Origin of the sequence: Arthrobacter sp. UYCu712 (genome assembly GCF_040547005.1) — a bacterium.
Classification (GTDB): Bacteria; Actinomycetota; Actinomycetes; order Actinomycetales; family Micrococcaceae; genus Arthrobacter.
The window spans coordinates 24,415-46,794 of the sequence record NZ_JBEPOZ010000003.1 but is presented as its reverse complement, the minus strand read 5'-3'; the positions used below and the strand labels follow the sequence as shown (position 1 = coordinate 46,794).

The following is a 22,380-nucleotide window of genomic DNA, read 5'->3' as shown; positions in this document are numbered from 1 at the left end:
CCGGACCAGCCAGGGAGACCCCGATGACCCAGACCAGGCTCGACGCCGCCGTGACTTGCCCCGGCGAGGACTTCTCCCGGGTGGCGCTCATGCCGGAGGCCGTGGAACTGCTGCGCAAGCTGTGGCTCCAGCACGGGCCGCTGATGTTCCACCAGTCCGGCGGCTGCTGCGACGGTTCCTCGCCGATGTGCTATCCGGCCGGGGAGTTCATTACCGGGGACTCGGACGTGCAGCTGGGACTTTTCGACATTTCGGACGGGCTGCAGCCCCAGCCGGTCGAATTCTGGATGTCCCGGGAGCAGTTCAACTACTGGAGCCACACCCACCTGACCGTCGACGTCGTCCCGGGCCGGGGGAGCGGCTTCTCGGTGGAATCACCCGAGGGCAAACGCTTCCTGATCCGCTCCACGCTGATGGACTGGCCCGTCTGAGGCGGCCGCACACGGGCGCTGAGCCTCCTGGCGGACGCTTGGAGCGTCTCACTATGTGGGACAAAAATGGTCGTCCACTGGATGGACACTACTATGGATAGGTCTGTTTCCAACACGTTATCGAGATTGTGGACTTTCCTATGAACCTATTCCGGACCAAGACCATCGAGCAGTCCATGGCTGACGCCGATGAGCCCGGACGTAAGCTCAAGCGGTCGCTCAGTACCTGGGACCTCATGATTATGGGCGTCGCCGTTGCTGTCGGCGCCGGCATCTTCTCCGTCGGGGCCAAGGCCGCCGCGAATTTCTCCGGACCGGCAGTGACGATTTCCTTCGCCATCGCCGCCGTCACGTGCGCTCTCGCCATCATGTGCTACGCCGAGTTCGCCACCGCGATCCCGGTGGCCGGCTCCGCGTATGTGTTCACTTACGCCACCATGGGTGAGCTGCTCGCGTGGATCATCGGCTGGAACCTGATCCTGGAACTGTTCACCGCCGGCGCCGTGATCGCCAAGTACTGGGGCATCTACCTCAGCAAGGTGTTCGCGCTGATGGGCGTCGACATTCCGCCGTCGATTTCCCTCGGCGGCCTGGACCTCTACTGGGGCGCGTTCCTGATTGTCGCCGTGTTCACCGTGCTGCTGGTGCTGGGGACAAAGCTGTCCGCCCGCGTCGGCAACATCTTCACCCTGATCAAGATCGCCGTCGTGCTGTTCGTCATCGTGGTGGGCTTCAGCTACGTGAAGTTCGAGAACTACGCCCCGTTCGTGCCGGCCTCGGAGCCGACCGGCGGCACCGGAACCGCCGACGTCCTCAAGCAGTCCTTCTTCGGCTTCCTCACCGGCGCCGCTCCTGCACAGTACGGCACGCTGGGCATCTTCGCCGGCGCCGCCCTGGTCTTCTTTGCCTTCATCGGCTTCGATGTGGTGGCTACCTCGGCCGAAGAGGTCAAGAACCCGCAGAAGACGCTGCCCCGCGGTATCTTCGGCGGCCTCGCCGTCGTCACCGTCCTCTACATCCTGGTGTCGCTGGCCTTGACCGGCATGGTGTCCTACACGAAGCTGGCCGAAGCCGACAACCCGACGCTCACCACCGCCTTCGAGGCCGTGGGGAACACCGACGCCGCCAAGGTCATCGCCTTCGGGTCCCTCGTGGGCCTTACCACGGTGATCATGGTGCTGCTGATGGGCCTCTCCCGCGTGGTCCTGGCCATGAGCCGCGACGGCCTGCTGCCGCGCTCCCTGTCCAAAACCAGCGCCACCCGCGCGACGCCGGTCCGACTCCAGATCATCTGCGGTGCCGGCGTGGCCCTCGTGGCCGGGCTGACCAATGTGGACCTGCTCGAGGAAATGATCAACATCGGCACGCTGTCCGCATTCGTGATGGTCAGCCTGGGCATCCTGGTGCTGCGGAAGAAGCGCCCGGACCTGAAGCCGGCGTTCCGTGTCCCGTTCGGTAAGGTGCTCCCGGTCGTCTCGGCGGTCCTGTGCCTCTACCTCATGACGAACCTCGCGGTGGAGACCTGGATCTTCTTCGCCGGCTGGCTCGTGATCGGTGTCATCATCTACTTCTCCTACGGCCAGCGGCACTCGCGGCTGAACGAGAAGTTCGCCGTCGCCAAGGCATCGGTCAACGGTACGTCCGGCAGGACCGCCGGCGGCGACGCCGAGCCGGCCATGGAGCCGGCCGTTGACGACGACGAGGACGCCCTCAGCCGCTCCTGACCGGGAAGCGGCCGGTCCCTGCAGCCGCACCTGCAACGGGAACAACCGGAGTCGCCGGAGACGTGCGAATTCGCTGGAAAATTCCGGCGAATTCGCACGTCTCCGGCGATTTCGGCGTTTGGCGGGCGTTTGGCAGGCGTCGGGCGGGCGTCGGGTGGGCTTTTGGCCGGGCGGATCGGGATCCTGCAGCAGCGGTGGGCCCCGCCGCTCCCTAAGCTGGGATCATGGCCCGCCCAGCACGACCGGAGCGCAAATCAGAGTTGCTGTCCGCGATTCTGGACTACCTCATGGACAAGACCCTGGCGGAGCTCACATTCCGGAGCCTGGCCGAGGGCCTGGGCGTCAGCAGCTACGTGCTGGTCTACCACTTCGGCCACCGCGAACAGCTGGTGAACGAGATCATCGGCAGCATCGAATCCCGGCTGGACAGCATCCGCGCCACAGATGTGCGGGACATTGACAGGGACGCCTGGCGGGCGTTTCTCCTGGAGTCCTGGCGGTGGACCATGGCGCAGCGCAACCGGCATCTGGCCCGGCTCGAATTCGAAGCGACAGCCCAGGACATCGTGGCGGCAGTACCGCGCGGCGCGGCGCAGGACGACTACCGGATGCTGCACGGGAAGGCCCGGGACTGGCTCATGCTGCAGGGCATCGTGGAGGAATTTGCGGAGAACGACGCGCGCCTGTTCACGGCCGCGTTCTACGGACTCCAGTTCGACTTCGTGGTGATGAACCAGACGGAGGAAGCCAGCAAGGCCTTCGAGCTGATGATGCTGGTCTTCTTCAACAACCTGGACCGCCGGCTCGCCACCGACGGCGAGCACACCTGACACCCCCGGAAGCAAGCCGGAGCGCTGACACCCCGGCTGCCGGACGGCGCACCGGACACCACCGGACACCCCGGAGGCCGGTCAGGGCGCGGCGTACCGGCTGATCCACTCCACCAGGGGCCGCAGCTCCTCCCACCGCCGGGCCACCTCGGTCGAGGCCCCGGGCGTGGAGAGCCAGCCGGGTTGGCCCACTTCCACACCTGCCGTGAGTGACTTGTGCTTAAGCAGCCCGGCCCGTGGGTGGTCTTTGTCGAAGCCCCGCGGGACGGTCTTGAGGCTCTCGCCCTCCACCGCGAAGCCGGCCGACTCAACCGCCTGCACAATCTCCTGGAGCTCGCCGCCGCTGGCCCCGGCATCGACGGCGCTGCGGTACCGGGCGAGCTGGGCCGGCGTATGTGTGTGGCAGCCTGCCCCGATGAGCAGACCATCGGCGTCGAGCTGGAGGTAGAACCCCACGCCCTCAGCTGTCGAGGCGAACGCCCCCTGCGCCGTCTTGTAGGGCGATTTGTCCAGCGAAAACCGGACGTCCCGGTTGGGCCGGAAGAGCTTCGCCGCACCGAAGGCCGGTTCCAGTTCGGCAAGCAGCAGGCTCAGCGGCCCCTTCACGGCGTCGTCGTAGATTGCCTTGTGCTCCAGCCACCAGTCGCGGTTGTTGTTGTGTTCGAGCTCGGCATAGAACCGGAAGGCGGCATCCGGGATGCCTTCGAATGGGGTCATGGATGAATCGTATGGACACAGCGTGCCGCACGGCGAGGGGAGTGGCGCTTATGTGGAAAACGGCGAACACCCCGCCACGGCGAACCGTGACGGGGTGTCGGGTGCTAAAACTGCAGGGCAGCCGCCGTTAGACCTTGTTGGCGGCCTCGGCGTCGGACTCGACCTGGCCGGCGCCCAGGTTGGCGCGCAGCTTGGCGCCGAACTCGGCGTCGACGTTGGTCCAGTACTGGATGGCGCGTTCCTTGATGCCGGCGTTCTTGACGCCGCTGACGGCACCGGTAACGGTGTCCAGGAGGCGGGCCTTCTCGCCGTCGTTGTAGACCTCGCGGTACAGCGTGCCGGCCTGGCCGAAGTCGCCGTCCTCAGCGTGCAGGGAGTGCGCGGAGAGCGTCAGCGCGCCGTCATTCTCCCAGCCGCCGCCAGCAACGGCAGGCTCCACGGCAGCCGGGCCGCCCACGGAGTTCGGGGCGTAGACCGGAACGGAGGGGGCGTTGAAGTGGTAACGCCCGGCGCCGTCCTGGCTGTAGTTGTTGACCTGGTTCTTGGGCAGGTTCACCGGCAGCTGCGCGTGGTTGGTGCCCACGCGGTAACGGTGTGCGTCCGCGTAGGAGAAGATGCGGGCCTGCAGCATCTTATCCGGCGACGCGGCGATGCCCGGCACGAAGTTCGACGGCGCGAAGGTGGCCTGCTCGATCTGCGCGAAGTAGTTCTCCGGGTTCCGGTTCAGCTCCATGGTGCCCACCTTGACCAGCGGGTAGTCCGAGTGCGGCCACACCTTGGTGAGGTCGAACGGGTTGAAGCGGTACGTTTTGGCGTCCTCGTACGGCATGACCTGGACGTGCAGGTCCCAGGAGGGGAAGTTGCCGGCGGCAATGTTTTCCTGGAGATCGCGGATGTAGAAGTCGCCGTCAGCGCCGGCGAGTGCCTCGGCCTCGTCGCCCGTCATGGACTTGACGCCCTGGTTGGACTTGAAGTGGTACTTGACCCAGAAGCGCTCGCCCTCGGCGTTGATCCACTGGTAGGTGTGCGAGCCGTAGCCCTGCATTTCACGCCAGGATGCCGGGAGGCCGCGGTCTCCCATGAGCCAGGTGACCTGGTGCGCGGATTCCGGGGAGAGGGTCCAGAAGTCCCACTGCATGTCCGCGTCGCGCAGGTGGGTGCCCGGGAGGCGCTTCTGCGAGTGGATGAAGTCCGGGAACTTGATGCCGTCGCGGATGAAGAACACCGGAGTGTTGTTGCCGACGAGGTCGTAGTTGCCCTCGGTGGTGTAGAACTTCACGGCGAAACCGCGGGGGTCGCGCCAGGTGTCGGGGGAGCCTGCTTCGCCGGCAACCGAGGAGAAGCGGATGAGCATGTCCGTCTCGGTGCCCGGCTGGAACAGTGCGGCTTTGGTGTACTTCGAGACGTCCTCGGTGGTCTTGAAAGTACCGAAGGCGCCGCCGCCCTTCGCGTGCACAACGCGCTCCGGCACACGCTCGCGGTTGAACTGCGCAAGCTTCTCGATCAGGTAGTGGTCAGTCAGGATGATCGCGCCGTCGGGGCCGGTTGCCTGGGAATGGGCATCCGACGTGACCGGGGCGCCCGACTGCGTCGTCGAGTGGGCGGGGGTGGATACGGGTGAGATGGGCGCAGAGGTGTTCGCAGTCATCTTTCTCCTTCTGGTTGGGTTACTTAGTTTCGTTCGGAGGGAAGTTTTTGGGTGCGCTGGCAGTCCTGGCAGATGCCCTGGTACATGACATCAGCGATCTGGATGGTCATCGGCTTGGCGCCCTCGTCCCAGTGCGGGGTGAGGCAGGGAGCATGGCCCACGGCGCATTCCACGTCCTCGACGCGCCCGCAGCCGATGCAGACGGCGTGGTGGTGGTTGTCTCCCACCCGCGTCTCGTACAAGGCGGGGGAGTGCGGCGGCTCGAAGCGGCGCAGCATCTGCAGATCGGTGAGGTCGCCCAGGACCACGTACACAGACTGCGCCGTCAGCTCGGGCAGTTCCTCCCGGGCGGCGGCAAGGATGCTCTCTGCCGGGGAATGCGGATGGTGTTCGACGGCGGCGAGCACCGCCAGGCGCTGCTTCGTCACCCGGCGGCCGCGGGCGCGCAGGGCGGCAGCCCATGCGTCGTGGGTACCCGCGGAATCCGTCATGACCCCATTCAAGCACTTATTATGATTTTCTCACAATAAGGCAAGGCTAATATCCGCCGGTAACGTCTGCCCACGCCACGGGCCTCCGCGCTCGTGGCTAGAGTTACCCGGTGGGGAAATTTCTGGCGGACATCACGCCTCTGCGCGAAAGTCCGGCCTTCCGCCGCCTGTGGCTGGGCTCAGCCGTTTCGGCACTGGGCAGCCAGCTGACCTTGGTGGCGGTCAGCCTGGAGGTCTACCGCCTCACCCAGGACAGCCTCTATGTGGGACTGCTCAGCATCTTCGCGCTGGTCCCGCTCGTGTTCGGCGGTCTGCTCGGCGGCTCGATCGCGGACGCGCATGACCGCCGGAAGGTGGCCCTGCTTGCCTCCTCGGTGCTCTGGCTGACCACCGTATGCCTCGCGCTCCAGGCCTGGCTGCAGCTGGGGAACGTCTGGCTGCTGTACGCCCTGGTCGCCGTGCAGAGCGGCGCGCAGGCCATCAACCAGCCGGCCCGCAGCGCCATCATCCCGGTGCTGGTGCGGAAGGAACTGCTGCCCGCCGCGAACGCCCTGAGCATGATGAGCTTCGGGCTGACCATGACGGCTGGGCCCCTGCTGGCCGGCGTCCTGGTGGCCTGGATCGGCTTCGCCTGGACGTATTCGATCGACGTCTTCAGCTTCGCTTTCGCGTTCTGGGCGCTCCTGAAGCTGCCGCCCATGCCGCCGGGGGAGCATGCCCGTCCGGCGGGGCTCCGGTCCGTCGTCGAGGGCTTCCGCTTCCTGGGCACACGGCCGAACCTGCGGATGACCTTCATCATCGACCTCGTGGCCATGATCTTCGCCCAGCCCCGGGCGCTGCTGCCCGCGATCGGTGCCCTCATGATCGGCGGCGGCGAAGCCACCGTGGGCATCCTGCTGGCCTCGACGGCCGTCGGCGCGTTCCTCGCCGGGCTGTTCTCCGGGCCGCTGGGCGCGGTGCGCCGGCAGGGTGCCGCCGTCGTATGGTCCGTGATGGGCTGGGGCGCTTCGGTTGCCGGCTTCGGCCTCGTGGTGGTGCTCGCCGGACGCTCGGGGGACGACGGCGTGACGCCGTGGCTGGTGCCCGCCGCCCTGTGCTGCGCGCTGGCGGGCATCGCCGACTCCGTCAGCGCCGTCTTCCGCACCACCATCCTGCAGGCGTCCGCCCCGGACCATCTGCGCGGACGGCTGCAAGGCGTGTTCGTCGTCGTCGTGGCCGGCGGCCCCCGGATAGGGGACATGCTCGCCGGTGGCGGGACTAAACTTTTGAGTGAAGGTTGGGTCCTGCTGCTGGGTGGTATTTTGTGCATCGGGGTGGCATGGATGGTGGCTCACTTGCAGTCGGGCTTCCTGAAGTACGACGCACGGAACCCCGTCCCGTAGCGGTGCGTTTTCCTGTACAGGTAGTTCGCGGAACGCCACAGCAGGGGACACGGCGTGGGAGGCACAGTGCATAGGCATCACAACGGACTGAAGACCGCGGCCCTGATCGGCGTCCTGTGGGCGGTGCTCCTCGCGCTCGGCGCCCTGATCGGATCTGGCATGAACAGCGTCACGCCGATCTGGATCATGGCCCTGGTCGGCGTCGGCGTCGGCACCACGGCGTACGGGTACTGGAACAGCGACAAGATCGCCATCCGGGCGATGCGGGCCTATCCGGTGACGGAGGCCGAGGCCCCGCAGCTCTACCAGATCGTCCGGGAGCTCTCCGCCAAGGCCCAGCAGCCGATGCCGAGGAACTATGTCTCGCCCACGCTGGCCCCGAACGCCTTCGCGACGGGCCGGAACCCGCAGAACGCGGCCGTGTGCTGCACCGAGGGGACCCTCCGGCTGCTAGACACCCGCGAGCTCCGCGGGGTGCGGGGCCACGAACTCATGCACGTGTACAACCGGGACATCCTGACCTCCTCGGTGGCGGCCGCCGTCGCCGGCGTCATCACCTCGGTGGGGCAGATGCTGCTGTTCTTCGGCGGTGACCGGCGCAACGGGAACCCGCTGGCGATGTTTGCCATGTCGCTGCTGGCCCCGTTCGCGGCGTCGCTGATCCAGATGGCGATTTCCCGCACCAGGGAGTTCGACGCCGATGAGGACGGTTCCGCGCTCACCGGGGACCCGCTGTCGCTCGCCTCGGCCCTGCGCAAGATTGAGCAGGGCGTGCAAATGGCGCCGCTGCCCCCGGACCAACGGCTGGTCAACGCCTCGCACCTCATGATCGCCAACCCGTTCAGCGGCGGCGGCATGGCGAAGCTGTTCTCGACCCACCCGCCGATGAAAGATCGGATCGGCCGCCTGGAGCGGATGGCGGGCCGGCCGCTCCGGCCTGGCGACGCGCAGATTGCTCCGTGACGCGCGAAAGGGCTGGCGCAACGGGAATACCCGCCTCGCCAGCCCTTTGCGCGGCGTGCGGAAACGTGCGCCGCGGACGGGCCGCTAGCTGCGGAAGTTCACGAACTGCAGGTCGGCCTCGTCGAAGCCCTTCAGCAGGTTCATGGTCTCCTGGAGGTCATCGCGGGACTTGGACGAAACTCGGAGTTCGTCGCCCTGGATCTGGGATTTGACGCCCTTGGGCCCCTCATCGCGGATCAGCTTGTTGATCTTCTTGGCCAGGTCCTGCTCGATGCCTTCCTTGATGGAAGCCTCGAGGCGGAATTCCTTCCCGGAGGCGTACGGCTCGCCGGTGTCCAGGGACTTCAGGGAGATGCCGCGGCGGATGAGTTTGGACTGCAGCACGTCCAGGACGGCCAGCACGCGCTCTTCCGAGTTGGCCTTCATCAGGATCTTCTCGCCGCTGAAGTCGACCTCGGCGCCGACGCCCTTGAAGTCGTAGCGCTGGACCAGTTCCTTCTGGGCCTGGTTCAGCGCATTTGCGACTTCCTGCTTGTCGACCTTGCTGACGACGTCGAATGTGGATTCGCCTGCCATGACTGTCCTCCTGGGGGTTGCCGGGTGCCTGTGAATGGCCCTGATGTCTGCATTCCAGCCTAGTACGGATGCCCCCAAAGTGAAGTCCGGCAGGGCGGCCGCCCGATTCACAGTCCGCTCAAAGCAGAAGCAGGGCGGGAACGAAGCTTCGGCGGCGAGAGTTGCAGAGGTTGGAAGAACTGCTCGAAAGGCTATGAACATGCACCGCAAAGCCGTCCGTTACCTCACCCGCACCACAGCTGCCGCTGCGGGCAGCATCGCCACGGCAGCGACGTCGGTTGCCGCCGCCGCGCTGGCCGCCTCCATCATCTTCAGTCCGGCCGCGGATGCGTCCTCCCGGCTCGACGGCGTCCAGGCTGACCTCGCGCGTGCGGTCCAGCTGAATCAGATCACGGAGGAGCAGGCGTCCAAGTTTGAGGCCAAGATCGCCGCACGCATCCTCGGGGAAGCCTGATATTCCGGGCTTTTTGGGGCCGCAGGGCGCCGATTCGATTCTTCGGCGGAAGTTCTGTAAAGTTGTCTTGCCCGCGGTTACTGGAAGCGAAACGGACTGGAAACAGGCGTTCTGCAGCTGGAAGCCGCGAGTGATCTTCTTTTGAAGTTCGGCAGATTACCCGAGCGGCCAAAGGGGGCTGACTGTAAATCAGCTGGCAACGCCTACGGGGGTTCGAATCCCTCATCTGCCACAGTCCCGGATTTCCGGGGAATTTAGACCCGTTTGGATCTCTTTAGAGGTCCGGGCGGGTCTTTTTTTGCCCAATTGTGGGGGAAGTTGTGGGGGAAGTGTCCGGAATCAGGCGCTGAAGGCCCGCGCATAGGCCGCGGAGACGTCGTCCTTCAGCCGCTGGTCCTTCACCACGTCGAAATACAGGTCTGACGTGACGGTGATGGTTGAGTGCCCAAGGATTCGGGACACTACGGGCAGCGGCAGGCCGTTCTGCAGCATGATCGTTGCGGCCAAGTGCCTGAGGCTGTGGAAAACCACCTTGGGCAGTCCCGCGCGTTCGGCCATGCGACCGAAGGTCTTGGACACGTTGTTGGGGATCAGCGGGGCTCCTAGCGCGTCGGTGAAGACCAGTCCCCGGTCATTTGCCCACGCTTCCCCGGAGATCAGGCGCTCCCGTCCCTGCTGGACCTTCCACGCCTTCAGTACGTCAGGCACCCATCCGGCGAGCGGTACCCAGCGGTCCTGCCCGGCCTTGGTCTTGACGGGCTGAAACACAACTTCCTTGCCCTGCAGTTGTGCCTGCTGCCTGACGGTCAGATCCCCGGCCGCCAGATCCACGTCTGACCAGCGGAGCCCGCAGACTTCCCCAAGCCTCATACCCGTGCCCACGGCAAACAGGATCAGCGGGGCTAGGCGTTCCGCGTGGCCGTCCTGGGCTTCCATCCACGCCCGGAACTGGCCGAACTCTTCCGGAGTCCACACGTCCCGCCGCTCTGCCGCTTCCTTGGAGACGTGGGCACCGATAGTGGGGTCCCGGTGAATCTGGCCCGCCCTGAGAGCATCCCGCAGCGCTGACCGGAGCGTGGCAACGATCCGCCGCTCTGTGGAGGCGCTGACCTGCTGATTCTTGAGCTTCCCCGCATTGGCCTTCCGGACCTTGACCAGCATCGCGTCTATCTGGGCCGCCTTCAGGTCAGACAGCCGGACGCCGCCAAGGTTCGGGATCAGGTAGTTATCCAGATGCCCCCGGTAGGACCGGATGGTCGCCGCCCGGATGGTCTTAGCCGATTCCTTCGCCGTCAGCCACCGTTCCAGATACTGGCCCACGGTTTCCTTCCGCCGGTCAGCCTCGAGCGTCCCTTCCTTGTGTGCCCGCATGGCCTTGGTCCGGGCTTCCTTGGCCGTCTCCTGATCCGGGAAACCGGACTCGGCAATGCGGAGCCGCTTGCCGTCCTGACCGGGAGGGAACTCCACACTGAATCCCCACTTGTGCCGCTTGCACCGTGCCGGGCACCCGGGAGTGCACCGCTGGTAGACCCCTGCTGCTTTACCCATCTTCGATATTTCCTTTCGCCGTGAATCTTGAACTATTGACGACCTGTAACCCGTGTGCCTGGCCCGGGACTGAGGCCATGGGCCGGTCCTTACCGCTTGGGCCACGATGGCCGTCCTTTCGCCGGAACACCCCAACTATTGACATTCCATCCGAAGGGGGCATATCCTGAACAGTTTGTCTTGCTCATTCTACCGGGGCATGCAAGAATCAAGGCACCTTTTGGCGAAGGGCACCAAATAAAGATATGAAGGAGCAACAAACAAGTGTCTTCCGCCAAAGCGATTCCCCAGACGGCCCCCGCGCCTGATGACGACCTGCTGAGCATCAAGCAGGTATCCGAGATGACCGGCTGCAGCTCCCAAGCGCTGTATAACCATCGACACCGCGGGACCGGGCCCGAATGCTCCATGGTGAAGGGCAGGCTGAAGTACCGCCGGAGCGCTGTCCTCGAATGGGTCACCAAGGCAGACACCGCAACACTGCCGGAGCCAGCCCCCGCGCCCCACGGTTCCGCCGCCATGACAACGGCCGAAGTGCTGGACCTGCCGCCGTCCGTAGACCTCGAAACCGCCTGCAGGGCATTCCGGATCAGCCCGGCCACCGGCTACCGACTCGTCAAATCGAACGGCTTCCCCTGCCCCGTGGTCCGACTGGGTAGAGCCATCCGCGTCCCGAAAACCGGCCTACTCCGGGTTCTCGGGCTCGACGGCGCAGACCACACCTCTCCCACCGGATCCTGACGCCGTGCCCCGGGACTCTGGGGGTGGACCACTGCTGAAGCGCAACGCCGATTCTCATAAGTTCGACTGGCACCGGGCAATCGCCCGGTGTGGCCTGCCGCAAATCACAAAGCTGATTGCCTACGCCCTCTGGGACTTTACGGACCAGAACGGAACGAACGCGCACCCGGGTAATCCACTTTTGGCGGAAATCACGGGGTTTTCGATGGTTACCGTCAAGCGGCACATGGCAACCCTCAGGGCCGAACAATGGATCACCCGCGTCACGGCGTCCAACTCTCACCCTGACCGCAAATGGGCCGACGTTTACAACCTGACCATGCCCGTATCGGGTATCTCTCAGGAGACACCCGATACCGCCCAACCGGGTATCTCTCAGGGGATACCCGGTGTGGGGGAACCGGGTATCTCTCAGGAGATACCCGATCAGGTGCAGGACCGGTTATCTCCCGAAGACCAACCGGGTATCTCTGAGAGCCAACCGGGTATCTCTGAGAGCCAACCGGGTATCTCTCAGGAGATACCCCAACAAAGCTTTTCCATCAACCCATCTACAAAAAACTTAGATCAGGAGCCCACTCCGCCGGACGAATGCCCGCCAGCCCTGCCGCTCAATCTGACGCCGCCGGAGATCGAGGCCGCAAAACTCAAAGCAGCCGGAACGAATCCGGAAGCAGTCGACTACATACGCAGGCTCCGGCCTCCGAAAGGCACGAATGAATACGCCATCGCCCGCAGCAGGTTGCAACGGTGCCGGGGGCTCACGGGCCCGGAGATCTGGGAATTGGCCTTGAGCAAGCGGTGGATCCATCAATCCACCACACCCCCGGCGTGGGCATCCGCTCTGCTGCTGGAAGAAAAGATCCCGCCCGCCCGGGCCGGAATCACTCCCTGAAAGGAAAACATCATCATGGCAACTCAGGAAACAGCAGTACAGATTGCTTTCGACGTGCTGCAGGAAGTCATCGCCACCGGAGCGGACCCCCGGGGGCCGCTCGGCTCAGGCGCCGCCTGGACGATTGACACGTACGGGACGCCTGCCCAGAGGGCACAGCTGCAGCGGCTGGAAATGGCGGCCAGCCGGAAGCATGGCGCGGAACCGTCCCGAACGACCGCCGGAGCTGGCAAGGCCAAGGCATCGGACACGCAGGGCATGGACGCGCTAGACCGTGCCATTGCCAAGAGCTTCGGGACAGAGGAAGCATGAGCCCGAAGACTGCACCCTTGACTGCGGAGCAGGTCCGGGCAGACATTCTGGGCCCCGTGATCGAGGAACAGGACCGGATCAATGCGGGGGAGAGGGCAGCGCGCGTTGCCATCGATGAAGCCCGGGCCAAGCGCGAGGAGGAGATGACGGCATGGCAGGCGGAAGCGGCTGAGAGCCGCCGCCTCTTCGCGCCGGAGCCCCAGCGGCCTGCACCGATAGAGATGCAGCCACATCACGCCGTCCTGCACCGGGCGATAACGGCCCGTAAAGACGCTTCGGAGTGGCAGGACCGGTTGCTGGCCGACCAGCGCGGGAAGGCCGAGACGGCGTACAGGAAAGCGCTACCGGACCTGATCGAACGGACCCGCACCACCGCGCTAGGGGCCACTGACGCGATCCTGACCGAGTGGAACGGCTGGCTGCAGCTAGCCAGGGACTGCCGGGCCGCTAACGAGCGCACGGGCGGCAGGAGGCCATGGGACCCGGCAAGCGGCCGCATGCGGACCACGATCACCGCCGCGGACCTGCTGGAAGCCGTCAAGGGCGCGGATCTCCTCGAACCGTTCCCGCCAGCAACCGAGTGGATCGACGGGGGACCCCGGGACGGCTTCCACCAGCCACTGAGCGGCGGACCGGACGGACCGGACGGGCAGACCCGGGAGCAGGCAGCACAGCAGCGACGCCACGGCGGTGCACGGTGGTGGCTGTGAATGAGCACGATTGAGCAATTTTCCCGGGGTCAGCGGGCAGCACTCACGGCCCTGCTGGTCACGCCGAACCTCCGGACAGCCGCCGAGAGTGCCGGGGTAGGGCATTCCACGCTCCGCCGCTGGCTTGCACAGCCGGAATTTCAGGAGGAGTACCGGCGGCTGTCACGGGAGACGCACCAGCAGGCGGTCAGCGCGGTCCTTTCGGCCCAGCAGGAGGCTGTAGCGGTTCTGGTCCGCCTGATGGCCAGCAGGTCAGCAGACGTCCGCCTACGGGCCGCCAGCAAACTGCTGGATTTGGGGCACCGGATAGCGGGGGACGATCTGGACCAGCGGCTGACCCGGCTGGAAGAGATCGCCACACAACAGGAGCAGGAGAAATGGGCATGGGACGCAAAACGCGCGTAGGCCAGCTGGAAGAGAAGATCAAGGGCCCGGAACGCCGGGAGCCGTTCGACTGGGAAGCGGCGTATGGGGAAATCGGGGTACTCACGCGGGACTGCATCATTCTGTACCTGACCGCGGACAAAAGCCGGGAAGCACAAGAGGGGCACGCGCACCAGCTGATGCGGGTGGGAGGCTTCGCACTCACCAATCTGACGGGCGAGCGCCCTATCCGGGACGGGGAACGGGACGCGCTCCGGCAGCTGATGACGGATCCGGAGTACCGCGGCTTCGGCTGGGCCGAGGTGAAGCACCCCAAGGCCCTGGAGCTGTACCGCATGTGTGCGGCGCGGGGGTGGCTATAGTCTTCGCTGGCCTAGGTCGGTTCTTTTTGCTGTGCATTCGCGGTCATACGCACCTTCTCCTCTCTAGTGCCCTGTATTCTGTGTCAGTGTTCGAACTGAACACTGACACAGAATGACTCGGTGGGGGTCGGGTCGATCATGGCTGCACCCTCGCGAGCTACAACACGCAGGGGGCGCAGGTGGCTAGAATCAGGGAAAAGATTCCCCGCACCATTCAGTGGTGGCGGCTGGTTGACGGTAGGAGTGGCGCGGCAGTCGAGGAAGTTGACTGGTTTAGCGTCCTGGGGAAGCTGTACGGACCACAGCATATTTACTCTGTCGACGGGCGCGAGCAAAGCGGTCTCATTCGCTCCCTTCCGGTTTCTAACGCATGGCAGGACAGTCTCGCGGTAAGCGATCTCGAGGACGCGATACAGGTAGTGGACGAAACCACCACCTACGGCGTTGTTCTCGCGGGCGGCAAGGACTTCGTCCCCAACCAGCTGAACACTGAAAGCGGGGATCAGCAGCCGCTGGGTTTGGCCGGTGACGGATGGGAACCCGTAGACAACCTGTTCGTTTGGTTCGCGCCGTTTGGCAACATCTTCGGAGTTATGGCCGAGTCTGTGTCAGCAGCAAGGGCGAAGACATTTGCCGAGTGGCTGACCTTGACGATGGAGGGCGCGGGCATGTTGGATCCAGACGATCCAGAATTCTCATGGGCTGTGCATCCAGTCATCGACAAGCAGCAGGCAAATAAGCTGAGGACTGCCACTGGGCTACGTTCGATGGCCTTTGCCGGTCTGTTCGGCAACAATGTCCGCGACGCATCTGGTCTCGCCCGCATCTTTGGACGCCCTCAAGCTGCAGTCGGTGCCCTTCGTATCGAAGTCAAGGTCAGCCGTGTTGCAGGTCAGAGCGCACCGGGTGACGAAGAGGCGATTCTTGATTGGTTTTCACAGGAATTTGGGGACTTGGAGGGCTCTGTTCAGAAAGCCCAGGTTACGATCGCTCAGGATCAGGGTGCAGACGTTCCGGCCGACGAGATTGACCTCCTTCACCATCGGTTGACACGAAAGGTGAAGGTTGCTCTCGCGCCGGGAGCAACGAGATCCTTTGAGGCCTCCACGGCGATAAGCGAGATTGTCAGTGCCTTCTGTAACGATAGGAAAGATCTAGCACGCCTGAGGTTCAAGATCGATTAGAAGCGAGAGGGGCAGGACTGATGACTACAAACGACGTTCCGGCAGCCGAGACTAAGAGCCTTGTCATCCTGCTCCTCGCCATCCTTATCGCGGTTGGGGCAGGTGGCGCTCTGCTGGTTGTCTTCTTCCTGCAGGGCATAACCGTTACTGGCATACAAACGGGCCTGACCAACGTGGCTCAGGTAGGTGGAGTGGCAAGCGGGCTGTCTTTGACTGGAACGGCCGTGCTTTCGCTGAAGGGCCAAATGCTGCAGGAGATCGTGGACGACTATGGCGGCTTTCTGAGGGGCGTTCTCTTTGGCGGTTATGCCCTGATGGTCATCGGCGCGATCGCCTGTGCTTTGTTCTCGGCTCGGCCTGAACATCCCGCTGCAATGTGGGTAATGGCCTACACCGGAGCCGTCACTGCGGCAGGTCTACTCGTCACGGCCTTTATGATCAACGGATTGTTCTCCAAACAGGGGCACAACAGTAAGGCGCAGGTGACGAAGAGCCCCGTGAAACTCTGACGCTTCTCATGCGGGGCCTACGGCTGAAGTGAGCTCCTGCAAACGTCTCCTGAGGTAGATGTTCTGTTGGGGATTTGTGGGGGAAGAGGCGTTTGTTGGGGATAACTGCTGACAACTAGGGCGGCTTGCATCCGGGAAATTCCCTGAATGCAAGCCGCTCTAGGCCACTTCTGATAACTGCTGCTAACTCGGCTGTGACAACTGTAAATCAGCTGGCAACGCCTACGGGGGTTCGAATCCCTCATCTGCCACCCTTGCGAAAGCCTCCGGAACCAACAGGTTCCGGAGGCTTTTTCTTTTGCTCAGCGCCGGCGCGGACTCCGCGCGGCAAGCTTGCGGCTGTAGCCGACGGCCTTGAGGAGCCCGACGGCAAACCGCACCAGCAGTAGGAGCGAGATCGCGCCAACGACCCCGGTCACCACCCAGCCCAGAACCGGAGCGTCACTGCAGGGCAGATCGGCGACGTCGAATCCCGCCGCCGTGGCTGCCTGCCCGCACCCTTGGCGCATAAGCCGTACCGGAGCGTTGACAAGGACGACGGCGCCCATGCACACAAGCCAGATCCACGGCCGGTTCCAAGGCCATGAGATGTACTTTTCCATAGTGCACCCTTCGCCCGGCCTAACGTCGGGAGATGTCCGCCACGACCTGCTCGATCTGGTACTTCGACACCCGCGCCAGTTGCGGGTTGGTGTCCACATAGAAGGGATAGGCGATGATGCCGATCGAGAGTGCCCAGGCCCGTCCTCGGTTCCAGGTCGGCTGGTCAACGTCCATCGCGTCCCGGAACACCGCCCGCGCTTCGTCGTCGAGGAGGTTCCACGCGACGATGAGGTCGACGGCGGGGTCGCCGATGGCGAGGCCACCCCAGTCAAGGACACCGGCGAGCCGCCCGCCCGCGGCCAGGAGGTTGCCCGGCTGCAGGTCCGTGTGGATCCAGACGGCCTCCCCGGCCCCCTCGGGCACCCTGCGGGCCTCGTCCCACGCTTCCGTCAGGAGCGCTGGATCCAGCAGGTCAGCGCAGCCGCCGATGGCGGAGCGGGTCAGGACGTCCCTGGCACCAAGCGGGCCGCCCCGGTAGGTGCGCAACGGACCGGCGGACGTCTCAGTCCCGACGTCGGCGGTATGCAGTGCGGCGATGAAGTCGGCGAGGTCCACCGCGAGTGAGGGCCCGTGAGCGTCGCCCGGGGAAGGGTTCCCGCCTTCCAGCCAGCCGGATACCGTCCACGGCCACGGGTAGCCCCGCCCCGGCGCGCCCACGGCGAGCGGAATCGGGACCGGTACAGGCAGGCGCGGGCCGAGGACGGGCGCGTACCGCACCTCCTTCCGCAGCGAGGGTACGGCCGAGACAGTGCGCGGAAGACGGACGACAAGCCCCTCACCAAGCCGGAGCATCACGTTGTCAGTCCCGCTGGCGGACACCGGAGCCAGCGGCAGCCCCGCCCACCGAGGGAACTGGTCTGCGACCATACGGCCGACTTGGGCGATGTCAATGTCCGGCTCGGAGGCATGGAGCTTGGTAATCGGCACGTGTACCAGGCTATCTGCGCCCGATGAGGACGTTTTCCTGGAGCTTGCGCCACCCGGCGGCTTCGAGTTCCTTCGTGTCGAAACCGTCCGTCACCAAGGTGGCCGCCGAACCGTCCGCCCCCGACACCGTCACGATCTGGCCGGTCACCATTGAGCTTCCACATCCCGCAACAAAGCCAGTGGTGCCATCGCCGGGCACCTTGACCAGGCACGTCACGGCGGAACTATCGGTCTGGGCGGCGTAGTACCGGACACCGTCGGCTTCCGCGAGCACGCGCGTGTTTTCCATTTTCGGTGTGCCCGGGGTGTCCGGCCCCGCGGGCAGCTGGTCAGCGGCGGTAGCGTCGCGCTGGAAGGCGGCCAGGCCGGCCGGGGCCGAACACGCGCCCAGCAACAAGGCGATTGCGATCGCAGCAATGACCGGGAGTGGTGGACGATTCATGGCGCTGCCCCCTCAGGCTGTCGTTCCACCCGACGCTACAGCACCGGCCAGCCGGGGTGTTCCCATGCCTGGACCGACGCCGTGCACCGCCGCCTGCCGGCAGCTGTTGCGCAAGCGTTGTCAGCGCGAAGCGGACGGGCCTACTATGTGCGCACAGCCCTACTTCGGGGCAGTTCCGGGACTTCCTCCATGGCGTCGTGCGCACCGTGGGACGCCCGAGTCCTGGACTTCAGGGGACAGGAATAGGACCATGACCAAATATCTGTTCGAAGCGAATTACGTTGGCGACGGAATCAAGGGCCTCATGCGCGAAGGCGGCACAAAACGCAGGGAGGCGCTCGTCGAGGCCCTCAACTCCGTTGGGGGCACGCTCGAAAGTTTCTACTACGCCTTCGGCGACACCGACGTCCTCGGTGTCTTCGAGATCCCGGACCAGTCCGACGCCGCCGCCCTGTCGCTCATGATCAACTCGACGGGCTCCGTGAACGTGCACCTGAAGCCGCTCATGACACCTGAGGACCTCGACAAGGCTGCCAGGAAGACGCTGTCCTACCGGGCCCCCGGGCAATAGGGGCAATAGAGCAGGGCAGTTACTCGGGCATGCCCGGATGAACCGGGACGAACTCGATCTTGTTGGCCGGCTGGACCGTCTTCTTCGGTGCCCGCGAGTAACCCTTCGCATCAAGGTGGTTCTGCGCCCGGTACACGGCCAGGGCTTCGTCGTAGGCCGCATTGAGCTGATGACCGGAGACTTCCTCCGTTGAACCATCGTTGAAGGTGATGGAGATGCGCGTGCTGCCGGGATAGTGCCTGTTCATGCGGATATAGCCTTCGGCGTCCTGCTGGAGATTAATCAATGTGGGTCCAAACCTTCGTGATCGAGGACTTACAGTCTTCCGCACTTCCCGCGCCGCCGTGCACGGTTCCGCAGGAACAGTGCACGGAACGGGCGGAAGGCCCCTCACCGAGGAGCCTTCCGTGGTCTTGCCGGGGCTATACCTTCTCGCTGGTCCGGTCAACCGTTGCCGGTTCCTCGACGGTGAATTCCCTGCTGCGGCGGGGGAAGTACCAGAACTTGAAGTCCTTCTCCTCCACCCGGGGCTCAGGGCGCACCTCAGGCTCCTTTGTGGCATCCTTCTGGACGTCACGCCAGTAGTCCCGGTTGTACTGATAGCACATCACTGACCTCCTTATGGTGACTGCCCTTTAATACTCCTCCGCAGACGCCCAGGCGTCGATACTTGTTTCGGCGGGAGCTAGCAGGTCAATGCCTGGCTCAATGCCGACACGGCGGCCCAGCCCCGATGACGACGCCGCCCAGGAGCAGCAACCATACGAGTGCGACGGCGGATCCGGCCCAGACTGCGGCCGCGACGGGTCCGGCGGACGCGGACCTGTGCGTCCGCCGTGCCGGCGGAGTCCCCGGTTTCTCCCGCACGTCAGCCAAGCCCCGGTCCTCCGGCGGGCACGATACGGGCGGGGCGGGCGGTGGATTCACGAGGGTTCCTGTCAGCCGTGCCGTGCTGGAGCGTCGATGGGACGTTATTCCACACTCTTGATTAAGTCCACCGACCCGCCGGCCCGGAGCCGGCCATTCGGTATAGTGCCCGTCATGGATGAAAAGGCGATTCTGCACCGGTACCTGCGCACGCGGCGTGACGACTTGTTGGGCAAGCTCGACGGGCTCAGCGAGTACGACATCCGGCGGCCCCTGACGCCGACCGGCACCAGCCTGCTGGGCCTGGTCAAACATGTGGCCAGCGTTGAAATTGGCTACTTCGGCGAAGTGTTCGGGCGGCCCGCCGGACTGGAGCTGCCATGGTTCGCCGACGACGCGGAACCGGATGCGGACATGTGGGCAGCGGCGGATGAGACGCGGGAGCAGATCATCGAACTGCACCGGCTGTCGGCAGCGCACAGCGACGCCACGATCGAACAGCTCCCCGTCGACGCGACCGGCGAAGTGCCCTGGTGGCCGGAAGAGCGGCGCCACGTGACCCTGCACCAGATTCTGGTCCACATGTGCGTCGAAACGGCCCACCATCTCGGGCATGCCGACATCCTCCGGGAACTGGTGGACGGGACAGCCGGGCAGCGCCCGGGCGACCCCAACCTCACCCCGCGGACCCCGGACGAGTGGGCCGCGCACCGGGCAAGGCTCGAGGCCGCCGCCCAAGAGGCCGCCGGCAGCACGGCGACGCCGAACCCCGCCTAGCTCCGGCGGTGTCTGGAAAGGACTAGCTCAACTCATATCAGCCCGGCCCGGGCACGCCGGCGGTGTCGACAACACAGAAGCGGTTTCCCTCCGGGTCGGCCAGGATCACGTAGTCCGCATCCGGAGGCCGGCCGCCCCATTCGACCCGGCTCGCCCCGAGGCCAAGGAGTCGCTCCACGTCCGCGTCCTGCTGGTCCGAGTACAAGTCGAGGTGGATGCGCGGAGGTACCTGGGCGGTCGCGGGAACCCGGTCCAGCGAGATGTTCGGGCCGGCCCCATCCCTCGGCCCGAGGACAACGAAGTCTTCTTCGGGAGGCCGTCGCGGCACGTAGTCCAGAGCGGCCGTCCAGAAGTCCAGTTGGCGCCGGAGATCATCGACACGGATGACGATGGAGCCGACGCTGATCATTTGGCCAAAGTACACCCCGGTCCAGGCCGGGCAACACCCCCGGCTCCGCGGAAATTCGCCGTCTTTGCGCGGTGGCCGGAGTAGGGTTATGCGGTTCACCGTCGAATCTGAGGAGCCCTAGTGAAGTCGTTTGCATGTGGAGATGTAGTGCCCGGTTGCGAAGCCCGCTGGGTGTGCAGCACGGACGATGAAATCCTGGTCAACGTTGCGGCCCACGCCGCATCAGCCCACGGATTGGTTGAGTTGCCGCTGGGGCTGGTCCAGTCGGTGCACAAAGCAATCGTTCCAATTAGTTGATACCCGCGGTGGACGGTCCGCCTCCCGGTGCCGGCGCGGCTCCGGCAACGAACTGGGAAGAGCTTTTGGCGGCCGCCTGCCGCGGTGACGGCCTGTCCTCGGCCTACCAGCCGATTGTTGATACGTCCCGCGGCACCGTGGTGGGGTATGAAGCCCTGGCCCGGTTCCCCGGTTTCGCCGAGAAGAACCCGGAAGTGTGGTTCGCGGCCGCGCGGTCCCACGGCAGGTCGGCCGAGCTGGAAGCGGCCGCCTTGCGCGCTGCGCTCGCGGCGCGGGCCACCCTGCCGCCCAACTGCTTCCTGACCGTCAACGTCTCGCCCGAACTGCTGCCCAGCGAAAACATCCGCAGCGTCTGGCGGGACGAAGGCAGCCTGGCGGGCCTCGTCGTCGAACTCACAGAGCAGACCCCCATTGACTCCTACGTCGAGCTGGAACCTGACCTCAACCAGCTCCGGGCTGCCGGCGCGCTGATCGCAATCGACGACGCCGGCGCCGGCTATGCGGGATTGCGGCACCTTCTGGCGCTGCGCCCCTCGCTGATCAAGATCGACCGCGAACTGATCCAGGACGTCGACCAGGATGAGGCGAAGCGCGCCTTGATCAGCATGCTGGGAACATTCGCCAGCCGCGTGGACGCGTGGATCCTCGCCGAGGGCGTGGAACGGGTCGAAGAGCTCGATGCCCTGGTGTCCCTCGGAGTGCCGCTCGTGCAGGGCTATTGCCTGGCCCGGCCCGGCCCGCCATGGGCCAGCCTCGACCTTGATCTCGCGCACCGGCTGGCCTCACAGCGGCCGGTAGTCCACAAGACCGTCATCCGGGACATCCTGGAGACGGCGGCAACGGCCACCAGTACCGCGCTCGCAGCGGAGGCTTTCGCAGCAAACCCCGCGGTGCAGTCGGTGGTGCTGCTCGGGGACCACCTCCGGCCAGTCTCGGTGCTTGACTCGGACAGTACGGGGCTCGGGTTGGTGAGCCCTGGCATGCGGGTGAACCTGGACACGCCGCTGAGCGAAGCGCTTGCCCGGTCCATGACCCGGGCGAAGGCCAGCCGGTTCGAGCCGTTGCTGGTGACGGACAACGCCGGCCGCTACGCCGGCGTCGCCCGGATGGAACGGATGATCACCGCGCTGACGGGCAGCGGCGGGTAGGCGGATCCAGTCCCGGTCCGGAACGCGGTTCAGTCCGCTGTGCCCAGGAGCCGGTCAGTGGCGGCATCAGGCTGCCCCTCGAAGTACAGGTCGAGGATCCGCTGGAAGACCGGTTCGTCCGGGTCTGCCCGCAGGAACAAGGTCATGGACGACCGCAGCTTCCGCTCATCCGTGGTGCCGAAGATCTGCCCAAAGGTGCGTCCTTCGACGCCGGCCACGGCCCCGGCGCTTTCGAGCAGGCGCGGGCCCAGCACCGGATGGCGGAGGTAGGCCTTCGCTTCAGCCAGGCTGGAGATGGCATACCGGACGGCGGTGGCGCTGTGTCCGAGGCCCGCCAGCTGGGGGAAAACGAACCACATCCAATGGCTCCTCTTGGCGCCCCCGCGAAGCTCCCGGACGGCCTGTAGGTAGGTGCCGCCCGAGTCCTGGGCGGTGACGAAGCGCTCAAGGTCAAAAGGATCGTCCACAACAACCGATT

At 65.2% G+C, this 22,380-nt stretch carries 30 protein-coding genes and 1 tRNA gene; 19 read left to right on the top strand and 12 right to left on the bottom strand.

The window, feature by feature from the left end; translation table 11 throughout:
- Positions 1-23: 23 nt before the first annotated feature.
- The 3 genes from ABIB51_RS03965 (at position 24) to ABIB51_RS03955 (ending at position 2,985) form a co-directional block, all read left to right on the top strand.
- The gene (locus ABIB51_RS03965; RefSeq protein WP_354185691.1) at positions 24-431 is read left to right on the top strand and encodes a DUF779 domain-containing protein; all 408 of its coding nucleotides are present in this window, start codon (positions 24-26) and stop codon (positions 429-431) included.
- A gap of 140 nt (positions 432-571) precedes the next feature.
- On the top strand, positions 572-2,155 hold the full coding sequence (locus ABIB51_RS03960) for an amino acid permease (protein WP_354185689.1): 1,584 nt from the start codon (positions 572-574) through the stop codon (positions 2,153-2,155).
- 224 nt (positions 2,156-2,379) lie between these two features.
- Entirely contained in the window at positions 2,380-2,985 is a 606-nt protein-coding gene (locus ABIB51_RS03955; RefSeq protein ID WP_354185687.1) for a TetR/AcrR family transcriptional regulator, read from the top strand.
- An 81-nt stretch (positions 2,986-3,066) separates the two neighbouring features.
- On the opposite strand, the gene ABIB51_RS03950 is transcribed toward ABIB51_RS03955, so the two are convergent.
- The 3 genes from ABIB51_RS03950 to ABIB51_RS03940 form a co-directional block, all read right to left on the bottom strand.
- A complete protein-coding gene (locus ABIB51_RS03950; protein WP_354185685.1) occupies positions 3,067-3,702 on the bottom strand; it encodes a DUF2461 domain-containing protein in 636 nt (211 codons plus the stop codon).
- Positions 3,703-3,829: 127 nt separating this feature from the next.
- Positions 3,830-5,350 carry a catalase gene (locus ABIB51_RS03945; RefSeq protein WP_354185683.1) on the bottom strand — a complete coding sequence of 507 codons (1,521 nt, stop codon included), beginning with the start codon at positions 5,348-5,350 and terminating at the stop codon, positions 3,830-3,832.
- A gap of 23 nt (positions 5,351-5,373) precedes the next feature.
- Positions 5,374-5,841: a Fur family transcriptional regulator gene (locus tag ABIB51_RS03940; protein WP_354185681.1), complete on the bottom strand. Its 468-nt coding sequence runs from the start codon at positions 5,839-5,841 to the stop codon at positions 5,374-5,376.
- Positions 5,842-5,951: 110 nt separating this feature from the next.
- Between ABIB51_RS03940 and ABIB51_RS03935 the strand changes: the two genes are divergently transcribed.
- On the top strand, positions 5,952-7,223 hold the full coding sequence (locus tag ABIB51_RS03935; RefSeq protein ID WP_354185679.1) for an MFS transporter: 1,272 nt from the start codon (positions 5,952-5,954) through the stop codon (positions 7,221-7,223).
- Positions 7,224-7,289: 66 nt separating this feature from the next.
- The gene (gene htpX / locus ABIB51_RS03930; protein ID WP_354185677.1) at positions 7,290-8,186 is read left to right on the top strand and encodes a zinc metalloprotease HtpX; all 897 of its coding nucleotides are present in this window, start codon (positions 7,290-7,292) and stop codon (positions 8,184-8,186) included.
- Between the two features lie 84 nt (positions 8,187-8,270).
- On the opposite strand, the gene ABIB51_RS03925 is transcribed toward htpX, so the two are convergent.
- Positions 8,271-8,762, bottom strand: coding sequence for a YajQ family cyclic di-GMP-binding protein (locus tag ABIB51_RS03925; RefSeq protein WP_354185675.1), 492 nt, complete (start codon positions 8,760-8,762; stop codon positions 8,271-8,273).
- Between the two features lie 199 nt (positions 8,763-8,961).
- Between ABIB51_RS03925 and ABIB51_RS03920 the strand changes: the two genes are divergently transcribed.
- Together ABIB51_RS03920 and ABIB51_RS03915 are read left to right on the top strand one after the other, a co-directional pair.
- A complete protein-coding gene (locus ABIB51_RS03920) occupies positions 8,962-9,216 on the top strand; it encodes a hypothetical protein (RefSeq protein ID WP_354185673.1) in 255 nt (84 codons plus the stop codon).
- Positions 9,217-9,366: 150 nt separating this feature from the next.
- Positions 9,367-9,448: transfer RNA gene (locus tag ABIB51_RS03915), tRNA-Tyr, on the top strand.
- A gap of 107 nt (positions 9,449-9,555) precedes the next feature.
- Here ABIB51_RS03915 and ABIB51_RS03910 read toward each other — a convergent pair.
- Positions 9,556-10,764, bottom strand: a complete 1,209-nt coding sequence (locus ABIB51_RS03910; RefSeq protein ID WP_354185671.1) for a tyrosine-type recombinase/integrase — start codon at positions 10,762-10,764, stop codon at positions 9,556-9,558.
- A 264-nt stretch (positions 10,765-11,028) separates the two neighbouring features.
- Here ABIB51_RS03910 and ABIB51_RS03905 point away from each other — a divergent pair, with 264 nt between their 5' ends.
- The 8 genes from ABIB51_RS03905 (at position 11,029) to ABIB51_RS03870 (ending at position 15,861) form a co-directional block, all read left to right on the top strand.
- Positions 11,029-11,505: a helix-turn-helix domain-containing protein gene (locus tag ABIB51_RS03905; RefSeq protein WP_354185669.1), complete on the top strand. Its 477-nt coding sequence runs from the start codon at positions 11,029-11,031 to the stop codon at positions 11,503-11,505.
- Positions 11,506-11,509: 4 nt separating this feature from the next.
- Positions 11,510-12,400 (top strand): hypothetical protein, encoded by an 891-nt coding sequence (locus ABIB51_RS03900; protein ID WP_354185667.1) that lies wholly within the window; start codon positions 11,510-11,512, stop codon positions 12,398-12,400.
- Positions 12,401-12,415: 15 nt separating this feature from the next.
- Complete coding sequence (locus tag ABIB51_RS03895; RefSeq protein ID WP_354185665.1) at positions 12,416-12,712, top strand: hypothetical protein; 297 nt, start codon at positions 12,416-12,418, stop codon at positions 12,710-12,712.
- The gene (locus ABIB51_RS03890) at positions 12,709-13,422 is read left to right on the top strand and encodes a hypothetical protein (RefSeq protein WP_354185663.1); all 714 of its coding nucleotides are present in this window, start codon (positions 12,709-12,711) and stop codon (positions 13,420-13,422) included. Before ABIB51_RS03895 ends, ABIB51_RS03890 begins: the two co-directional genes overlap by 4 nt.
- Positions 13,423-13,827, top strand: a complete 405-nt coding sequence (locus tag ABIB51_RS03885; protein WP_354185661.1) for a hypothetical protein — start codon at positions 13,423-13,425, stop codon at positions 13,825-13,827.
- Positions 13,806-14,168: a hypothetical protein gene (locus ABIB51_RS03880; RefSeq protein ID WP_354185659.1), complete on the top strand. Its 363-nt coding sequence runs from the start codon at positions 13,806-13,808 to the stop codon at positions 14,166-14,168. The genes ABIB51_RS03885 and ABIB51_RS03880 overlap by 22 nt, the downstream gene beginning before the upstream one ends.
- A gap of 179 nt (positions 14,169-14,347) precedes the next feature.
- Positions 14,348-15,352 carry a hypothetical protein gene (locus ABIB51_RS03875; protein WP_354185657.1) on the top strand — a complete coding sequence of 335 codons (1,005 nt, stop codon included), beginning with the start codon at positions 14,348-14,350 and terminating at the stop codon, positions 15,350-15,352.
- 20 nt (positions 15,353-15,372) lie between these two features.
- Entirely contained in the window at positions 15,373-15,861 is a 489-nt protein-coding gene (locus tag ABIB51_RS03870) for a hypothetical protein (RefSeq protein WP_354185655.1), read from the top strand.
- A 302-nt stretch (positions 15,862-16,163) separates the two neighbouring features.
- Here the strand turns inward: ABIB51_RS03870 and ABIB51_RS03865 are convergent, their stop codons facing one another.
- The 3 genes from ABIB51_RS03865 to ABIB51_RS03855 are packed head-to-tail and all read right to left on the bottom strand — an operon-like array spanning position 16,164 to position 17,833.
- Positions 16,164-16,463: a hypothetical protein gene (locus tag ABIB51_RS03865; RefSeq protein WP_354185653.1), complete on the bottom strand. Its 300-nt coding sequence runs from the start codon at positions 16,461-16,463 to the stop codon at positions 16,164-16,166.
- 19 nt (positions 16,464-16,482) lie between these two features.
- The gene (locus tag ABIB51_RS03860; protein WP_354185651.1) at positions 16,483-17,391 is read right to left on the bottom strand and encodes an aminoglycoside phosphotransferase family protein; all 909 of its coding nucleotides are present in this window, start codon (positions 17,389-17,391) and stop codon (positions 16,483-16,485) included.
- 10 nt (positions 17,392-17,401) lie between these two features.
- Entirely contained in the window at positions 17,402-17,833 is a 432-nt protein-coding gene (locus tag ABIB51_RS03855; protein ID WP_354185649.1) for a hypothetical protein, read from the bottom strand.
- A 250-nt stretch (positions 17,834-18,083) separates the two neighbouring features.
- Here ABIB51_RS03855 and ABIB51_RS03850 point away from each other — a divergent pair, with 250 nt between their 5' ends.
- Positions 18,084-18,404: a GYD domain-containing protein gene (locus tag ABIB51_RS03850; protein ID WP_354185647.1), complete on the top strand. Its 321-nt coding sequence runs from the start codon at positions 18,084-18,086 to the stop codon at positions 18,402-18,404.
- A 19-nt stretch (positions 18,405-18,423) separates the two neighbouring features.
- On the opposite strand, the gene ABIB51_RS03845 is transcribed toward ABIB51_RS03850, so the two are convergent.
- Both ABIB51_RS03845 and ABIB51_RS03840 read right to left on the bottom strand, forming a co-directional pair.
- Positions 18,424-18,690, bottom strand: a complete 267-nt coding sequence (locus tag ABIB51_RS03845) for a hypothetical protein (protein WP_354185645.1) — start codon at positions 18,688-18,690, stop codon at positions 18,424-18,426.
- Between the two features lie 136 nt (positions 18,691-18,826).
- Positions 18,827-19,012 (bottom strand): hypothetical protein, encoded by a 186-nt coding sequence (locus ABIB51_RS03840; protein ID WP_354185643.1) that lies wholly within the window; start codon positions 19,010-19,012, stop codon positions 18,827-18,829.
- Between the two features lie 433 nt (positions 19,013-19,445).
- Here ABIB51_RS03840 and ABIB51_RS03835 point away from each other — a divergent pair, with 433 nt between their 5' ends.
- A complete protein-coding gene (locus ABIB51_RS03835; RefSeq protein ID WP_354185641.1) occupies positions 19,446-20,048 on the top strand; it encodes a DinB family protein in 603 nt (200 codons plus the stop codon).
- A 37-nt stretch (positions 20,049-20,085) separates the two neighbouring features.
- Here the strand turns inward: ABIB51_RS03835 and ABIB51_RS03830 are convergent, their stop codons facing one another.
- Positions 20,086-20,457: a VOC family protein gene (locus ABIB51_RS03830; RefSeq protein WP_354185639.1), complete on the bottom strand. Its 372-nt coding sequence runs from the start codon at positions 20,455-20,457 to the stop codon at positions 20,086-20,088.
- Positions 20,458-20,577: 120 nt separating this feature from the next.
- Between ABIB51_RS03830 and ABIB51_RS03825 the strand changes: the two genes are divergently transcribed.
- Positions 20,578-20,754: a DUF1059 domain-containing protein gene (locus ABIB51_RS03825; RefSeq protein ID WP_354185637.1), complete on the top strand. Its 177-nt coding sequence runs from the start codon at positions 20,578-20,580 to the stop codon at positions 20,752-20,754.
- Positions 20,755-20,762: 8 nt separating this feature from the next.
- The gene (locus tag ABIB51_RS03820; RefSeq protein ID WP_354185635.1) at positions 20,763-21,902 is read left to right on the top strand and encodes an EAL domain-containing protein; all 1,140 of its coding nucleotides are present in this window, start codon (positions 20,763-20,765) and stop codon (positions 21,900-21,902) included.
- A 29-nt stretch (positions 21,903-21,931) separates the two neighbouring features.
- Here the strand turns inward: ABIB51_RS03820 and ABIB51_RS03815 are convergent, their stop codons facing one another.
- Positions 21,932-22,369, bottom strand: coding sequence for a DUF1810 domain-containing protein (locus ABIB51_RS03815; protein WP_354185633.1), 438 nt, complete (start codon positions 22,367-22,369; stop codon positions 21,932-21,934).
- Between the last annotated feature and the right edge of the window lie 11 nt (positions 22,370-22,380).

Bases quoted from the DNA above. Each gene is read 5' to 3' on its own strand.
- ABIB51_RS03830 (WP_354185639.1), bottom strand. From the start codon at position 20,457: ATGATCAGCGTCGGCTCCATCGTCATCCGTGTCGATGATCTCCGGCGC.
- ABIB51_RS03880 (WP_354185659.1), top strand. From the start codon at position 13,806: ATGGGACGCAAAACGCGCGTAGGCCAGCTGGAAGAGAAGATCAAGGGC.
- ABIB51_RS03940 (WP_354185681.1), bottom strand. From the start codon at position 5,841: ATGACGGATTCCGCGGGTACCCACGACGCATGGGCTGCCGCCCTGCGC.
- ABIB51_RS03870 (WP_354185655.1), top strand. From the start codon at position 15,373: ATGACTACAAACGACGTTCCGGCAGCCGAGACTAAGAGCCTTGTCATC.
- ABIB51_RS03840 (WP_354185643.1), bottom strand. From the start codon at position 19,012: ATGTGCTATCAGTACAACCGGGACTACTGGCGTGACGTCCAGAAGGAT.
- ABIB51_RS03850 (WP_354185647.1), top strand. From the start codon at position 18,084: ATGACCAAATATCTGTTCGAAGCGAATTACGTTGGCGACGGAATCAAG.
- ABIB51_RS03960 (WP_354185689.1), top strand. From the start codon at position 572: ATGAACCTATTCCGGACCAAGACCATCGAGCAGTCCATGGCTGACGCC.
- ABIB51_RS03835 (WP_354185641.1), top strand. From the start codon at position 19,446: ATGGATGAAAAGGCGATTCTGCACCGGTACCTGCGCACGCGGCGTGAC.
- ABIB51_RS03965 (WP_354185691.1), top strand. From the start codon at position 24: ATGACCCAGACCAGGCTCGACGCCGCCGTGACTTGCCCCGGCGAGGAC.
- ABIB51_RS03945 (WP_354185683.1), bottom strand. From the start codon at position 5,350: ATGACTGCGAACACCTCTGCGCCCATCTCACCCGTATCCACCCCCGCC.
- ABIB51_RS03920 (WP_354185673.1), top strand. From the start codon at position 8,962: ATGCACCGCAAAGCCGTCCGTTACCTCACCCGCACCACAGCTGCCGCT.
- ABIB51_RS03950 (WP_354185685.1), bottom strand. From the start codon at position 3,702: ATGACCCCATTCGAAGGCATCCCGGATGCCGCCTTCCGGTTCTATGCC.
- ABIB51_RS03895 (WP_354185665.1), top strand. From the start codon at position 12,416: ATGGCAACTCAGGAAACAGCAGTACAGATTGCTTTCGACGTGCTGCAG.
- ABIB51_RS03925 (WP_354185675.1), bottom strand. From the start codon at position 8,762: ATGGCAGGCGAATCCACATTCGACGTCGTCAGCAAGGTCGACAAGCAG.
- ABIB51_RS03890 (WP_354185663.1), top strand. From the start codon at position 12,709: ATGAGCCCGAAGACTGCACCCTTGACTGCGGAGCAGGTCCGGGCAGAC.
- ABIB51_RS03855 (WP_354185649.1), bottom strand. From the start codon at position 17,833: ATGAATCGTCCACCACTCCCGGTCATTGCTGCGATCGCAATCGCCTTG.
- ABIB51_RS03955 (WP_354185687.1), top strand. From the start codon at position 2,380: ATGGCCCGCCCAGCACGACCGGAGCGCAAATCAGAGTTGCTGTCCGCG.
- ABIB51_RS03910 (WP_354185671.1), bottom strand. From the start codon at position 10,764: ATGGGTAAAGCAGCAGGGGTCTACCAGCGGTGCACTCCCGGGTGCCCG.
- ABIB51_RS03885 (WP_354185661.1), top strand. From the start codon at position 13,423: ATGAGCACGATTGAGCAATTTTCCCGGGGTCAGCGGGCAGCACTCACG.
- ABIB51_RS03865 (WP_354185653.1), bottom strand. From the start codon at position 16,463: ATGGAAAAGTACATCTCATGGCCTTGGAACCGGCCGTGGATCTGGCTT.